This window comes from Bacillus sp. V59.32b, assembly GCF_003429085.1.
In the GTDB taxonomy this organism is placed as follows: domain Bacteria; phylum Bacillota; class Bacilli; order Bacillales; family DSM-1321; genus Peribacillus.
Genome location: NZ_QVTC01000051.1, coordinates 1 through 15,759, shown reverse-complemented (window position 1 = coordinate 15,759; position 15,759 = coordinate 1). Strand labels below are relative to the sequence as shown.

Below are 15,759 nucleotides of genomic sequence, written 5' to 3'. Positions count from 1 at the left end.
TTCTATTTTTCTATTTTACTTCAAATGGGCGGGGATATGAATATTTATGGATTGATGTATTAGTATGTAGGGGAAATGAATGGGGTGATATACATAAAAGAAAAGCCGCCGATTGGTGAGCCTTAAAGGCTGAGCTAAAAAATTATAACATTACTATCTCATAAAAAAGGGATTCCGGCCTCGCGCCGGAATCCTTTTTCAGCTTATTGAAGCAATTTTAAAGATTCGCGGTTGAAGGCTGGGATATCATGAGGATCCCTGCTTGTGACAAGCTGATTGCCGCAAACGACCACTTCTTCGTCTTTGTAGTTTGCTCCGGCGTACTCCATGTCCACTTTGATTGATTTATAGCCTGTCGCGCTGCGCCCTTCCAGTGTTTTCGCCGTAATCAAGAGCTGAGGGCCATGGCAGATTGCGAATACAGGCTTTTTCTCATCCATAAAGGTTTTCGCGAATGTTACGAAGCGCTCATCCTCCCGAAGAAGGTCAGGGGAGAATCCGCCCGGAATAAATAATGCATCAAAGTCAGCAGGGTTTACATTGTCTATGCTTTCATCAATACTCACTGTCGCTTCTTCATTTTTACCAGTAACGGTTTTTCCCTTTTCCCTTTCAATCGCTACGACCGTATGTCCCGCTTCCTGAAAGGCTTTTGCCGGTTCTGAGTATTCAGAGTCCTCAAACATATTGGTCACTACACAAGCTATTTTCTTACCCATTTTATATCCATCTCCTCGTCGCTGATTTAATAAAGCTCACCTTCTTTTTGTTCCCTTTGTCCCAAATTATAAACGTGAAATAACAATCCGAGAGCAGGGAGAAGGTGTATAGTGACAACAAACCACCCAACTTCGAAAGTCAGGTGGTTTGTCAGTTAAAAGGCAAGTTCTAAACCTGCCTCCTTATAGAAATATGGTCATTGAGTTATCTTGCATATCCTTGATTGCCACCATATAAAATGCTTTGTGGAGAAGCTGTACTTGCGGCGTTACCGGCGGACGATTTATTTTGGCCGGCGAATCCGGAGTTTTGGCTGAATCCTGCATTCTGACCAGCGTAACCGGAATTTTGACCGAATCCTGCATTCGGGTTAGCAAACCCGGCATTGGGACCAAATCCTGCATTCTGATTATTAAACCCGGCATTTTGGTCAAATCCTGTATTCTGGCTTGCAAACCCTGAACTTTGGCCTTGATACCCTCCAGCACCTTGACCATACCCAACGCCTTGTTCAGGCTTCATCCCGTATTGGGCCTGCAAGGCTTCATTTGCAGGTTGATATCTGTGAATAAACGTCTTTGCCGTATGATCCTTCAGGGTAGGGACTTGGTATTGCCCTTGTTCGTTCATGAATAAGAACACCTCGTAGGCTTGATTCGCGTAATTTGCCGCGCTGTTCAACAGCATTCTTCTTAGGTTTGGATCGGCGCATTCAAGAGTTGCCCACATCCCGTTCCTGGCTGCATTTTTATGGCAACAGAGCATGGCTGTTGCAATTTCTGAATCTTTCAGCATCGCATCAACCTCAGGGGCAATCTGTGGAGGATTATTTAAACCGTACCGTATCTCCTGTGGTTGAATTTCTCTAATTTGTGTGTTAGGTGGTACTGGCTTAAAGCCTTTGTAATCATGTGTGTAAGACACGAGTTCATTATATGACCGAATCTCTTCTTGTTGATGCCGTATGATCATATCAATCAATTGCTGATTCTGCGTTTCTGTCGCATAAAAATTAAAGTGGGTGATCATATTAACTTTTTCCATTAATATTTCATGGATTTCCATTGTTTCGTGAGCACCGAATGGCATGCGTATCACTCCTTGTTTTTTATTAACAAAGAGTAATATTTCCCGAAGGCTGCCAATTATACACATTCCCAATGGTTATATTAAATATCTCTGGTTGATTTTTTGGGTGTCTTGCTCTCGCCACATGAAAACGGGGCTGTCTAAAAAGTCCATTTAAGAGTAAAATGTATCCAAATCAAAAAAACAAGAATGCTGATTTAACAGTATTCTTGGATTTTACTTTTGTCCAAATTTCGGCTGAATTTTCACTTTCGGGACAGCCCCGTTTTATAGGGAAAGCTGCCTTTTTAGAAAACGATCCAAAAATAATGTAAATAAGTTGAACTAAGGAATTTCCAATGAACATATATGGTTGTCTTCGGCTCATTTCAGTTCCAACTGCATAGCCGAGCAGAAAGCAAGCTTTCTCTCGGCCTATGCAGTTGGAACAACCTTTCAGCTTTGATGAAGCGCATGTTTCACATGAATGAGCCAAAGGTATATTGACGGGTATCCCTAAATTCATAAATTCAATAGAGCCATTATTTATTATTATGCTGCGGATATTTGCCTACTACGTGAATGGCATTAATGATTCGTTTGTTAATCCACTTTCTGTTTTCCTCAGTATTCAACTGATCATAAATTCTTTGTCTTCCTTTATCAGTCGTAACATATTGATTTGGAAGATTATTTAAACTTAAGGCGCTAATATCTTTTTTACATTTCTCGCAGCTACAGAACATTTGGTATTCTTCACTTGACAGCAACTCGTTTACGAGTGTATCAACGATTTCTTCCATCACATTTATATTAGTTCTCTGCATTTTCTTCACTTCCAAATCCAGGAGGCCACCTGAGGGCACTATCCATTTTATGGACGGTCCCCGTCATCTAATCCTCTTGGCATGATTAGAATTTCTACCCGGCGATTTTGCGCACGCCCTTTATCGATCTTATTAGAAGCTACTGGTTTAAATTCCCCGTACCCCTTTGCGCTAAACCACTCCGGCTTAAGCTTTTCATTCTCGAGCATGATTTTCATAAAATTAACAGCACGCATAACGCTCAAATCCCAGTTCGAATCAAATTGATCCGTTTGAATAGGAATATTATCGGAGTGACCGCTAATGACAATGCTTCTTGCTGGGTCCATGACCAACAATTCAGAAATTTCTTGAGCAATGATTCTGTCTTCTGGCCTAATATCGGCGCTTCCTGATTGAAAAAGGACATTATCACGGATGGTTACGAGCAATCCTTCCCCAGTCAATGATGTGCCTAAACGGTCTTGAAGCTGTTTCTGTTGGATATATTGATTTACTCTTTGCTGAATTTTGGCTAATTCCTCTTTCTCTTGCTTTCCGAGGTTTGCGCTTTGCTCGTTTATAGTTTGTTCTGCTTCTTTTGAGGTGGACGGATTATCATTACTAATCGGGCTCTGATTTTCCATTACCCCAGTGCCACTGCTGAAAATTTCATTAAATACATTAGACATCTGCTTGAACTTATTCGCGTCCACTGAGCTGGATGCAAATAATACAATGAACAAGGCCAGTAAAAGTGTTAAGATGTCCGCATACGGCACCAGCCACGATTCATCCATATGTTCTTCGTGATGTTTAGGTTTCTTTCGCCTAGCCATCTTGCTTCACGCCTTCAAGCCATTTTTTCCGTTGTTCAGCCGGCAAATAAGAAGTTAATTTTTGTTCAATTGTCCTTGGAGCTTCTCCTTCAATAATCGAAAGAATCCCCTCTATCATCATCTGTTTCAAAAGCACCTCTTCTTGTGATTTCCGCTTGAGTTTATTGGCAAATGGATGCCACAATACATATCCGGTATATATCCCTAATAATGTTGCAACAAAGGCCGCCGAAATGGCTTTGCCAAGTTCTGTCGTATCTTCCATATGGCTAAGGGCGGCTATCAGTCCGAGTACGGCTCCCAATACCCCTAATGTCGGTGCGTATGTACCTGCCTGAGAAAAAATGGCCGCACCTGACCGATGTCTTTCTTCCATTGAATCTATCTCTTCTGATAATATGTCACGAATATAATCCGCACTCTGGCCTTCCACCGCCAGATTCAGTCCATTCTTTAAAAACTGATTTTCCACTTGTTCGGCTATGCCTTCTAAGGCAAGTAGTCCTTCTTTTCTCGCGACAACTGCCCATTCAGAGAACGTTTTAATCAATTCCTCTGGTGTCGTAAGCTTCCGTTCCGAAAAGATAATCTTGAATAACTTGGGAACTTTCTTCAGCTCTGACATGGGAAAGGCAGTTGTAACAGCGGCTATCGTCCCGAGAATGATTATTAATATGGCCGCTGGATTGATAAGTGATGAAAGACTTACACCCTTTATAACCATCCCCACTCCAACTGCAACCACTCCGAGCAAAACTCCAATTATCGATGCTTTATCCATACAACTCACCCATTCATTAATTTTCTAATCTCTTTGTTATATCGGAAGAAAAAGAAAAAAAATGAGTATTTTTCAATAAATTAAACAAAAGAATGTGAACATGACCTATTCAAAGGAACCAAAAAGAAAAAACACCCCTGATTGGATGTTGGAAAAGAAAGCTATTCAAATAATCTGTTTAGTTTGCTTTCATACTTTTTGAAAGCCAAACTGTTTGTGGTATTTCTTTTTGCCATTACCTTTTTAAAGGAAAGCAGTTTCTCACCTGAGTTGTTTTAATCTTACTTTCTCCAAATCATCCTGAGTACAGGCAAGCAGGTCTTCAATCCTCATTAATTCTTTGCGGAAATTCTGTTCTCCCTCAAGCATTCCCGCGTCCTTTAAGATTTTTATATGCCATCCGGAGTTCGGCTGGAATTCCTGACATGTCATCTAGGACCCTTTCCCGGGGAGATGTTCCTCTATCACTTTTCGGATCTTATCTTCTGAAACGGTCTGAACAAAGTCCATTTACACACTCCTCTGCGAGTGGGGTCAAGGAAGCCGAAGTTTGCTAAAAGACATTTGAAACCAAGGCTTCAAACGAATGACCCATCACTTTTCAACCACCTTTTTTTACAAGTCATTATAACACGGATAGATTGAGACCTCAGGAACATAATCTGTCTTCATATTAGCCAAACTAACTTTAAAGGAACTTAAAAAGGAGAGGATTTCCATGAGCAGAGGCAAACATTTTAATTCCCGAAAAAAAGGGCATACAGGTGATTTCCCGCAAAACAGCGCGTCACCTAAGAAAGCCCATATCGGGGAACACGAAGAACCGGATATGGTTGCACTGGAAGCTTTTAAAAATAGGATTAAAGAATAGAGATACTCAATCCAGGACAATTGATGTCCTGGATTTTGTTTTAATACAGAATTGATATATATAACAGTTTTTTATACAAACAGTAGTACAGTTCTCCAAAAAAGATTTCGTCTTCATTTTTATCCACCAAATAAAACGGCGCCTTTCCTTCTATGTATTCCTGTTATTGTTGATTTCTTCACAAATTATTCACAATTTTCTTTACAACTATCGCTAAAAAGGCAGTATGATAAAAGTGTAAACTGTTACACTGAATTTTTCTAAACTGTTTTATTATTTTTATTAAAAAGGTGGTAAGGATTATGAAACAATGGAGAGATTTTTTAGATGGGAATTGGCAAAAGGAAGTAAACGTAAGGGATTTTATTTTAAAGAATATTACGCCGTATTCCGGCAATGACACATTCCTGGAAGACCCTACAGAGGCGACAAGCAGGTTATGGAAGCAGGTAATGGATTTGACCATGCAGGAGCGTGAAAATGGTGGTGTATGGGATATGGATACAGAAATTGTATCCAGCATTACCTCCCACGGGCCAGGCTATTTGAACAAAGATTTAGAAACAGTGGTAGGTGTCCAAACAGACAAGCCGTTCAAGCGTTCATTACAGCCATATGGCGGAATCCGAATGGCCCAGCAATCGCTTGAATCATATGGGTACGAATTGGATAAAGAAGTGGAACGGATTTTCACAGAATTCCGCAAAACACATAATCAGGGAGTTTTTGATGTTTATACAGACGAAATGAAGCTGGCACGTAAGGTCGGAATCATTACCGGACTTCCGGATGCTTATGGCCGCGGCAGGATCATCGGTGATTACCGCCGGGTGGCGCTTTATGGGATTGACCGTCTCGTTAATGAAAAGAAAGAAGCGTTAGCCAGTACTTCTACAACGATGACCGAAGATGTGATTCGTCTTAGAGAAGAGTTATCGGAGCAAATTCGTTCACTTGCCGAATTGAAAAAAATGGCTGCTTCTTATGGATATGACATTTCCGGGCCTGCATCCAACGCGAGCGAAGCTTTCCAGTGGTTGTATTTCGCCTATTTGGCTGCCATCAAGGAACAAAACGGAGCCGCGATGAGCCTTGGACGGGTTTCAAGCTTCCTTGATATTTATATTGAACGCGATCTTAAAGAAGGCACAATTACCGAAAAAGAAGTACAGGAACTGGTAGACCATTTTGTCATGAAGCTCCGCTTAGTAAAATTCGCAAGAACACCGGATTACAATGAGCTGTTCAGCGGAGACCCTAACTGGGTAACCGAATCTATCGGGGGCATGGCGATTGATGGTCGGACATTGGTTACGAAAAACTCGTTCCGCTTCCTTCACACATTGGATAACTTAGGTCCAGCACCGGAACCGAACCTGACTGTCTTATGGTCCATGAACATGCCTGATGAGTTTAAGAAATATTGTGCGAAAATGTCAATCCAAACAAGCTCAATCCAATATGAAAATGACGATATCATGATTGAAGAATATGGCGATGATTACGGAATCGCATGCTGTGTATCCGCGATGAGGATCGGGAAACAAATGCAGTTTTTTGGAGCCCGCGCGAACCTTGCGAAAGCATTGCTCTATGCGATCAATGGCGGCGTTGATGAAAAGCAGAAAATCCAGGCTGGACCGAAGTTTGCACCTATCACAGGCGAATACCTTGAGTTTGACGAAGTAATGGAACGCTTTGACACGATGATGGAATGGCTGGCCGGACTGTACATCAATACATTGAATGTCATTCACTTTATGCACGATAAATACAGCTACGAACGTATTGAAATGGCGCTGCATGATACAGAGATTCTGCGCACTATGGCTACAGGCATCGCCGGCCTAAGTGTTGTGGCTGATTCCTTAAGCGCTATCAAATATGCAAAAGTAAAAGCGATCCGCGATGAAAACGGCATTGCCGTCGACTTTGAAACAGAAGGAGACTTCCCTAAATATGGGAATAATGACGAGCGTGTGGACAGCCTCGCTGTTGATCTTGTCGAACGCTTTATGACAAAGCTTCGCAAACATGTAACTTATCGCAATTCCGTTCATACGATGTCTGTCTTAACGATTACTTCCAACGTCGTTTATGGCAAGAAAACAGGGAACACGCCCGATGGTCGCCGCGCCGGTGAACCATTCGCGCCTGGGGCTAACCCGATGCATGGAAGAGACACGAAAGGAGCGCTCGCTTCTCTAGCATCCGTTTCCAAGCTACCTTACAAGCATGCACTGGACGGTATTTCCAATACGTTCTCTATGGTTCCAAAAGCGTTAGGTAAAGAAGACGATATTCAGCAAAACAATCTTGCCGCTATCTTGGACGGCTATTCTGAGAAAAAAGGACATCACTTAAACATAAACGTCTTTAACCGTGAAACATTGCTTGACGCGATGGATCATCCTGAAAAATATCCTCAGTTGACCATCCGGGTTTCCGGCTATGCGGTAAACTTTATTAAACTGACACGGGAGCAACAAATTGACGTAATCAACCGTACATTCCATGAAAGCTTATAATAGACATCTCTTCCGCCTTCTCCAGGGAGAGATGCGGGAGGGGTATCATTATGAACGGAAATATACATTCAGTAGAAACATGCGGAACAGTTGACGGACTGGGCATTCGCTATATCGTTTTTACCCAAGGTTGCCTCCTGCGTTGCCAATATTGCCATAACGCTGATACATGGGGCATTGGAAAAGGAAAAAGTATGTCACCGCAAGAAATCATCGATGACTTGAAGGCGTACCTGCCTTTCATTCGGGCATCGGGCGGTGGAATCACGGTGAGCGGCGGCGAACCGCTGCTGCAAATTCCGTTTGTAAAAGAACTATTTATGCAATGCAGAGAGCTTGGAATCCATACTGCTCTGGATACGTCAGGGGGCTGTTTTTCAGATACTCCAGCATTTTTACAGGAACTAGATGGCTTGCTTGAATATACGGATCTTGTTCTTCTCGATCTTAAGCATATTGACCGAATAAAACACCGTAAGCTGACGGGCAAATTTAACGACCATATCCTTAGATTTGCCAAGTATCTATCAAATAAGCAAATCCCTGTCTGGGTCCGTCATGTGTTGGTTCCCGGTATCACGGACAGTGAGGAAGACCTGATGAAGCTCGGCCAATTCATCCACACGCTGACGAACGTGGAGAAAGTCGAAATCCTGCCGTACCATAAACTTGGTGTATATAAATGGGAAGCACTTGGTCTAAAATATCCGCTTCAAGATGTTGAACCACCTTCAGAAGAAGCGGTTACCAAAGCCTATCAACTGCTGAGTTTAGCAAATTAACAAACAAGAGGCCGTTCATATTTGAACGGCCTCTTGTTTATTTAAATTCAAGCACGGCACGCAGAGCATACTTTAACAATTCAGGCACTGTTTCGGTTGAAAATGTAAGCTCTAATCGCTCCGTCCTTTTATGGGCATCCTTGCCGTATGGTCCCAGGTTTATAGTTGGAATATCCAATGCTTCTATGTCCTTAAGCGGCAATTTGTACTTTTTCCCATACAAAGGCATCTCGCTAACGAGCGAAGGGATGACACGTTCGGCATCCATCAGCCTACAGTAGCTGACATCAGACAATCCGGCGAAAAACTGCTTGAGCTTCAGCTCTTCATTGTACATATCCTTGGCCTCATCTATAATGGATTCTGCGATTGATAATACCTTTTCATCCCTTTCACTTTCCTTTTGCAGGGAGACATGGGGGTAATATGGCGGAGCAAACATGATCAGATAAAAAGGCGCCATATCTTCAAAATAGCTGCTGATGGTTTTCGCCACTTCCAAAGTCAGCTGGCGGTAATCGAATTCAACGTTCGTATCCTGATCGAGTATGTCGGCTATCTCACTTTCAAATTCTTCTCCAAAGCGCTCTTTACCAAGATTATAAAGCATCGAGTACGTAAAGACCTTTGGCTTTAAATCACTTACTGGTTCTCCCCTCGAATCTTTGTACATCCTGCTCATTTTTGAATGGATCGTTTCCGAACTTTCCTCCGCTGCCAGCTTCAGCTTCTCCAATACTTCCGCAGGCGTTTGCCGCAATGTTAACACGTTATATAGCACATACGCTTGCGTAGGAGTCTGGGCACTGTATTGTTCTTTTAAGTCAGTGAGTTTCAGACAGGTCGGCGGCGGATTTTGCTCACCGCCCGACTCTTCCAGAAACAGCTCCGACAGCTCCATATTTGTTGTGAATGTCGAAGCCATCCACGTGGCATTCATGCCTTCAAGCGGCTCGCCGACATGTGTTTCCCTACCGTTGCAGAATATAAGCGGCAAAAGCTTGCCTACCGATCCGAGATAAATATATTTAGATTGATCTCCGGGATAACTGGCGAAGGAAGGCTCTGAACAAATGCATAGATTATAGTCGAGACCGTGCTGCTCCTTCAGTTCGCTTAAGCATTCGACGGCGGCAAACATTCCTTCAGAATTCCTTTCCTCATCAGGAGTCGACACAAGCAGGATATTGCCCTCAAAGTTCTGGTCTTCTCCTAATTCCGACAGCAGCGCAATCTGAAGGGCAAGACCCGCCTTCATATCCATAATCCCTCTGGCGAACAGCCAATTTCCTGAATCCAGTTCCTCCCGAATATCATCTGGAAGGATTGTATCTTTTAATTTCTCCATATATTGATCGGAATCAAAAGCATAGTCTTTCAGATGACCGTAATCATCAACCCCTACAACATCAAAATGACTCAATAATACGACGGTTTTACCAGACTTCCCTTTCTTCCCTTTCAGTAAGGCAGCAACGGATTTTCTATTCAACGAATCCCCCGTTATCTTCTTCTCAAAAATCAAATCTGGATTTTCCTGAAAATAGGGAATTTCTTTCAAGATTGAAACAAGCTCTTCCGTCATTTGATTCTCTACTGTTGTGCCGGAAATGCTCGGTACTCTCACAAGCCGTTTAATTAATGACAGGATATCTTCGCGATTATTCCAGTGGGCAGCTTTCCCCATTTCTTGGTCACCCCGCAACTCGTTTTTCTATATCTTGTGACACATTACAAGATTTGTAAACAATCATTTTCCAAAGACATACAATTTTCTTATCATTCATTTTATAATGGAACTTGAATGAGGAAATGCAAAGGAGAAACCATGAATCTATTAAAGTATTACTCAAATGACGATTCAACAAGAGAAAAGTTATACCTGCTTTTTGAGAAAGTTTTTGGAATTGAGGCTGCCATTCTAAAAGATTTTCATGCTCGCGGCTTTTGGAACCCGGACTATACTCCGTATACATTTTTTGATGGCGATAAAGCTGTCGCTAACGTGTCCATGTTCGCTATGCCTTTATTGATCGAAGGGAAAAGGATAAAAGGCGCGGGCATCCAATCGGTCATGACAGACCCGGAATACAGAGGCAGAGGCTTAATGAAGCAATTGTTTCAACTCATGCTTACCGAGTTAAATAAGCAGGTACAAGTCGCCTTTTTGTATACCGACAAACCTGATTTATATACGGCATTTGGTTTCCGGGTCATTCAGGAGCATTATTATACTGCTGCTGCCAGTACCGTTGCTGTTGAAAAGAAGCGTCCATTTCGAAAGTTAGATTTTTTTGATGAAAATGATGTAGAGGTTTTACGGAACCTCTTTCAGACAAGGGAGCCTACTAGCCATCAATTTTTTCCGTTGTCCTACGATTCTTCTTTTTACCTGAATATGTACAATCCTTACTTTCATGGAAAACTTCATTACTGTGAGGAGTTAGAGACTGTTATTGTGGCCGAGATAAATGGAGAAGCATAAAGCTCTATGACATAATAAGCCGCAAACGAGACTTAAGCTTAAATAAAATTGTCAACTGGATTCCGGGAACGTTCTCCGCGATCGAATTGTTTTTCCAACCGGATTTGCTCGGCTGTCAAGACTTAGCAGCGAAACCCTTTACTTCACATAATAAATTAATGGTACGGGGTGATTTCAGCATTGAACTCGCGGGGGGCTCTTTTAAGTTTCCATTAACCGCAGAGTTTTAATAGATATTGTCCGGGAAATATCCTGTAAATCCGACACCGTTTTCATCCCGCTTGAATTCGAAGCCTATTATAGAAGCGGAAGCGCCCTGTTAGTAATGAACATCGGATCGCTAAGTCTTACGTCGATGCCAGCCCTTCATGGACAAGTCCGGGGTCGACTAAAAGCGCCGTGTCCTTATGTCTTCGTCGGCGCAAGTCACGTCCTGCACGTCGTAGCTAGATATCTATCAAAGTTCATCACGTTATACTTTACTATAAAATAATTATCTTGTTTTGAGCGAATGTATAAAGGTATCATTTATTTGGAAAATAAAAGAAAGCAGGAATTATTTATGCGTCTTAAAGACTGGGATAATAATCTGAAAATCCGGCTAGGTGGAGAATCGCTTGTAAACATCACATTTTGGATGTTTTTCCCCTTCCTGGCTATCTTTTTTACTGATGCTTTCGGAAAGACTGCGGCTGGTTTGCTGCTTGTTTTTTCTCAAGTATTTTCGGTTGTAGCAAATTTGTTGGGTGGTTATTTTGCTGACCGCTTTGGACGAAAAACAATGATGGTTATCTCTTCAATCGGCCAGGGTCTTTCCTTTTTGGTTTTTGCTTATGCAAGCTCCCCCTGGTACGATTCCCCGTGGCTTGGCTTTATTTGCTTTACCGCTGTAAGCATCTTCGGCTCATTATATTGGCCCGCAAGCCAGGCGATGGTTGCTGATGTCGTTAGTGAAAAAGACCGAAGCAGCGTGTTTGCGATTTTTTACACCTCAACTAATATTGCTGTCGTCATCGGACCGATATTGGGCGGGATATTTTATGCAGATCACCGATTTGAGCTGCTGCTTTCAGCGGGTGTTTTGAACGCATTATTAGGGTTGGTTCTTTATAAGTGGATTTCAGAGACAGCGCCAGCCTATAAAATGCATGCAGTATCTGAAAACAATATGAACTGGCTTCGCTTCCTGCTGCATCAATTGCGGGATTACAAGGTCATTCTCCAGGATAAAACCTTTTTGCTGTTCATTTTGGCAGGCGTATTAGTCGCCCAAACCTTTATGCAGCTTGATTTGCTGATTCCTGTTTATGTGAAGGAAACGGTCGCGCCGCAAACCCTTTTTGCTATAGCTGACTGGTCGTTTGACATGGAAGGAGAGCAAATTTTCGGGTTTTTGATTGCCGAAAACGGATTTCTGGTTGCGCTCCTGACCATTGTCATCACGAAATGGATGTCCGCCTATAAAGAAAAAAAGGTGTTCGTCCTCTCTTCTATCATATATGGCGGATCCATGATCATGTTTGGACTCAACAGTTGGATTTGGGGGCTTATTCTTGCGATGGCCGTTTTCACATTTGCAGAGCTGATGACCGCCGGTATCCAACAGGGATTCATTTCCAAATTGGCCCCGGATAACATGCGTGGACAATACTTCGCCGCGGCCAGCTTGCGTTATACGATCGGAAGAATGGTTGCTCCATTAGCCATTCCTATGACAGAATGGATAGGCTACTTCTGGACCTTTGTCACGCTCGGTCTTCTAGCCCTGTTCAGCTCGGTTCTTTTTGCACTCATGTTCAGGAGGTTCGAGAAGGAAGCACGCTTAACGGCCTAGATCGTTTGGAACATTTAGCTTCTTTTTCATAAATTAATTCAGTCGCTCCTGACAAGTTTTTCACTCTGTGAGGAATTTCCACAAATTCCTACCCCCATAAATCGACAAGTTTATGTAGAATACTTAATATGGGGGTCAAACCTGACGAAGGAGTGACAATACATGTTATCAAATACAGAAATAGGAATTGATCTAGGTACTGCCAATACGCTTGTATACAGTAAAAACAAAGGAATTGTTTTAAATGAGCCATCGGTTGTGGCCATTGATACTGAAACAAAAACAGTTTTGGCAGTCGGCGCGGAGGCAAAAAGCATGATCGGCAAAACGCCGGGAAATATCATCGCAGTCCGCCCATTAAAGGATGGCGTAATTGCCGACTATGATATTACCACCCAGATGCTGAAACAAATTATGAAGAAAGCCAGCAAAAAGCTTGGTTTTTCCATTCGGAAGCCAACCGTCGTTGTCTGCACACCGTCAGGCTCGACTTCGGTTGAACGACGGGCTATCCATGACGCGGTCAGAAACTTCGGAGCAAAGCACGTCCACTTAATCGAAGAGCCTGTTGCAGCGGCGATTGGTGCTGATTTGCCTGTTGATGAGCCGATTGCAAATGTTATTGTAGACATCGGCGGAGGCACAACCGAAGTAGCCATCATTTCATTTGGCGGAGTCGTTTCCTGCAACTCGGTCCGTATTGGCGGAGATCAATTGGATGAAGATATCATTCAGTACGTTAGAAAAAAATATAATCTCCTTATCGGTGAACGGACAGCTGAAATGATTAAAATCGAAATCGGTTATGCTTTAATTGATCATCCCAGGCAGTCAATGGAAGTCAGGGGCCGTGACTTAGTGACCGGACTTCCAAAGACAGTGGAGCTTCATTCTGATGAAATTCAGGAAGCGATTCGAGAATCATTGCTTCACATTCTTGAAGCAATCCGGGCTACACTCGAGGATTCCCCTCCCGAGCTGAGCGGCGATATCGTTGATCAAGGCGTTGTACTGACAGGAGGCGGAGCGCTTTTAAACGGGATCCAGGATTGGCTAAGCAATGAAATCGTTGTACCGGTCCACATCGCTCCATCGCCGCTAGAATCCGTTGCCATCGGAACCGGACGTTCCCTGCAGGTTATTCACAAATTACAGAAGGCAGCTAAGTAAAATACAGAGAGAAAAAATTTATAAGGCTTTCGCCCAAGTGGCGAAAGTCTTTTTTATTCTGCAAGAACAGGAAAAGCTAAGGATATCTTTAATCAAAAAACTTTCAAGGCCGTGCCCCCTCAAGTTATGATAGTGATGAGAAATAAGATATCACGGAGGAATGCGTAATGAGTTCACTTAACAGCTGGTTTGATAAAGGGATGACAAAGGATCGTTATATTAACGAAATGCAAACCCACAAAGAAAGCCTGGAATCGATTTATGATAAATTCCAGTTGAACGAACAGGATAAAGCCCAGCTTGCTTCTTTAAAGGAGAAAAACCTGCGTGCCATCGTCCTTACTGCAGACTGGTGCGGAGATGCAATGGTTAATCTGCCTATCTTGATGAGGATTGGCGAGGAAGCTGATATGGATATCCGTTATCTGATTCGCGATGAAAATCTTGAATTAATGGATCAGTATTTAACAAATGGGACGGCCCGTTCAATCCCGATTATCATCTTTATAGATCAGGATGGGGAAGAAGTTGCCAAGTGGGGTCCCCGGGCGCCCGAAGTTCAATCATTTGTTGATGAATTGCGCAGCAAAATGCCCGCAAAAGAAGATCCGAGCCATGATGCCGCTTTTAAATTGTTCGTTGAGTCACTCACAAGCCGCTTTACTGAAGACGAAGCGTTATGGGACCATATCAAAAAGGATATCATCCAATCCATCGAGTAAAAGCATTTTCTAAAGAGAGGCTATCGCCATGATAGACCTCTTTTTTTGTCCATAAATATTTTGGAAACTTTGGCGGATGCTAAACTAGCAAGGATAATTCTAAATAATGATTAATAAGATTCTTATTATTTGATGTTACATAAACATATGTTATACTTGAATTAAGTAACATTTGTCATGGGAGTGATTTTCTTTGGACTATGTCGAAGCCTTCAGAGACATCAAGCAAATAAACGCGATAAAAAAGTATTTAAAGAATCATTCGGAAAGAGACCTCCTCTTTTTTGTAATCGGCATCAATACCGGTCTGAGAATAAATGAAATATTAGAAATAAAAGTATGCGATGTTCTCGATGAGAAAGGAAGTATTAAAAACTTCTTCAGCTTACCTGCTTATGACCATCATCCCGAAAAGCAGATCTACCTGAATGCAAAAGCGAAAAGCGCCCTTTCTCACTACCTTGAAACGTCCAAACTTCAGAGTGATGATTATTTATTCGTTTCCCCCAAGACCAAAAAACCGATAACGCGCCAGCAAGCACATCGAATCATTCACCAAGCAGTTGACGCATTGGGAATCGACGGGAGGTTCGGCGCGAGCTCGATGCGGAAAACATTCGGTTTTCATGCCTATAAACAAGGTGTTGCCCTCTCACTGATTCAAAAATATTACCATCACTCAACCCCGTCAGAAACATTAAAATATCTTGGAATTTCAAAAGATGAAGGCATCCAGACGGTTATTGATGTGAATTTGTAGAAAACCCAAAATAGCTCTACTCCCATTTTCAAAAATATAAATTTTCAAGGAGGAATTATAGTGAATATTAGAGAAAGCGAGCTTCCCGGCATTGGCCAAAAGTTTGAAATCATTACGCGGAGTAAAGAAAAGGTTGTCGTTGTTATTCATGATGACGGCCGGAGAGAAATATATCATTTCGATGACGATCATGAAGAAAGCATCTCCAGCGTTGTTTTTAATGATTCTGAATCACGTCAAGTGGCGGCGATATTAGGCGGGATGGTCTATAAGCCGCAAGCCTTGGAATCGATTGAAATGGCTTTGGAAGGACTTGCGATTGAGTGGTTTAAAGTTGGCTCTATAATATTTGTTGGGGTCTAGACACAACTTCTGTCGATACATTAAAAGACA

At 42.4% G+C, this 15,759-nt stretch carries 15 protein-coding genes and 1 pseudogene; 9 read left to right on the top strand and 7 right to left on the bottom strand.

The window, feature by feature from the left end; genetic code table 11:
* Positions 1 to 203: 203 nt before the first annotated feature.
* From D0463_RS12205 to D0463_RS19410, 6 genes are all read right to left on the bottom strand, one after another.
* The gene (locus D0463_RS12205; protein WP_117307671.1) at positions 204 to 719 is read right to left on the bottom strand and encodes a type 1 glutamine amidotransferase domain-containing protein; all 516 of its coding nucleotides are present in this window, start codon (positions 717 to 719) and stop codon (positions 204 to 206) included.
* 205 nt (positions 720 to 924) lie between these two features.
* Entirely contained in the window at positions 925 to 1,809 is an 885-nt protein-coding gene (locus tag D0463_RS12200; protein WP_117307670.1) for a spore coat protein, read from the bottom strand.
* Between the two features lie 521 nt (positions 1,810 to 2,330).
* Positions 2,331 to 2,615: a late competence development ComFB family protein gene (locus D0463_RS12195; RefSeq protein WP_254052787.1), complete on the bottom strand. Its 285-nt coding sequence runs from the start codon at positions 2,613 to 2,615 to the stop codon at positions 2,331 to 2,333.
* A gap of 47 nt (positions 2,616 to 2,662) precedes the next feature.
* On the bottom strand, positions 2,663 to 3,433 hold the full coding sequence (motB, locus tag D0463_RS12190; protein ID WP_117307669.1) for a flagellar motor protein MotB: 771 nt from the start codon (positions 3,431 to 3,433) through the stop codon (positions 2,663 to 2,665).
* The gene (gene motA / locus D0463_RS12185; RefSeq protein WP_117307668.1) at positions 3,426 to 4,214 is read right to left on the bottom strand and encodes a flagellar motor stator protein MotA; all 789 of its coding nucleotides are present in this window, start codon (positions 4,212 to 4,214) and stop codon (positions 3,426 to 3,428) included. The genes motB and motA overlap by 8 nt, the downstream gene beginning before the upstream one ends.
* Positions 4,215 to 4,475: 261 nt before the next feature.
* A complete protein-coding gene (locus D0463_RS19410; RefSeq protein ID WP_160118421.1) occupies positions 4,476 to 4,646 on the bottom strand; it encodes a hypothetical protein in 171 nt (56 codons plus the stop codon).
* 286 nt (positions 4,647 to 4,932) lie between these two features.
* Between D0463_RS19410 and D0463_RS19625 the strand changes: the two genes are divergently transcribed.
* The 3 genes from D0463_RS19625 to pflA all read left to right on the top strand — a co-directional run bounded on the left by D0463_RS19625 (position 4,933) and on the right by pflA (position 8,395).
* On the top strand, positions 4,933 to 5,085 hold the full coding sequence (locus D0463_RS19625; protein WP_174234326.1) for a hypothetical protein: 153 nt from the start codon (positions 4,933 to 4,935) through the stop codon (positions 5,083 to 5,085).
* A 302-nt stretch (positions 5,086 to 5,387) separates the two neighbouring features.
* Positions 5,388 to 7,613 carry a formate C-acetyltransferase gene (gene pflB / locus D0463_RS12180; RefSeq protein ID WP_117307667.1) on the top strand — a complete coding sequence of 742 codons (2,226 nt, stop codon included), beginning with the start codon at positions 5,388 to 5,390 and terminating at the stop codon, positions 7,611 to 7,613.
* A gap of 47 nt (positions 7,614 to 7,660) precedes the next feature.
* A complete protein-coding gene (gene pflA / locus D0463_RS12175; RefSeq protein ID WP_117307666.1) occupies positions 7,661 to 8,395 on the top strand; it encodes a pyruvate formate-lyase-activating protein in 735 nt (244 codons plus the stop codon).
* 37 nt (positions 8,396 to 8,432) lie between these two features.
* Here the strand turns inward: pflA and D0463_RS12170 are convergent, their stop codons facing one another.
* Positions 8,433 to 10,082, bottom strand: coding sequence for a M20/M25/M40 family metallo-hydrolase (locus D0463_RS12170; protein WP_117307665.1), 1,650 nt, complete (start codon positions 10,080 to 10,082; stop codon positions 8,433 to 8,435).
* A gap of 141 nt (positions 10,083 to 10,223) precedes the next feature.
* Here D0463_RS12170 and D0463_RS12165 point away from each other — a divergent pair, with 141 nt between their 5' ends.
* The 6 genes and pseudogenes from D0463_RS12165 to D0463_RS12140 all read left to right on the top strand — a co-directional run.
* Positions 10,224 to 10,880: a GNAT family N-acetyltransferase gene (locus D0463_RS12165; RefSeq protein WP_160118420.1), complete on the top strand. Its 657-nt coding sequence runs from the start codon at positions 10,224 to 10,226 to the stop codon at positions 10,878 to 10,880.
* Between the two features lie 562 nt (positions 10,881 to 11,442).
* The gene (locus D0463_RS12160) at positions 11,443 to 12,714 is read left to right on the top strand and encodes an MDR family MFS transporter (RefSeq protein ID WP_117307684.1); all 1,272 of its coding nucleotides are present in this window, start codon (positions 11,443 to 11,445) and stop codon (positions 12,712 to 12,714) included.
* Between the two features lie 162 nt (positions 12,715 to 12,876).
* Positions 12,877 to 13,884, top strand: coding sequence for a rod-share determining protein MreBH (mreBH, locus tag D0463_RS12155; RefSeq protein WP_117307663.1), 1,008 nt, complete (start codon positions 12,877 to 12,879; stop codon positions 13,882 to 13,884).
* A 167-nt stretch (positions 13,885 to 14,051) separates the two neighbouring features.
* Positions 14,052 to 14,606, top strand: a complete 555-nt coding sequence (locus D0463_RS12150) for a thioredoxin family protein (protein ID WP_117307662.1) — start codon at positions 14,052 to 14,054, stop codon at positions 14,604 to 14,606.
* 193 nt (positions 14,607 to 14,799) lie between these two features.
* Positions 14,800 to 15,366, top strand: a complete 567-nt coding sequence (locus D0463_RS12145; RefSeq protein ID WP_117307661.1) for a tyrosine-type recombinase/integrase — start codon at positions 14,800 to 14,802, stop codon at positions 15,364 to 15,366.
* A 60-nt stretch (positions 15,367 to 15,426) separates the two neighbouring features.
* Positions 15,427 to 15,702 (top strand): annotated as a pseudogene (locus tag D0463_RS12140) (cation:proton antiporter regulatory subunit); the annotation flags it as partial.
* Positions 15,703 to 15,759 lie beyond the last annotated feature (57 nt).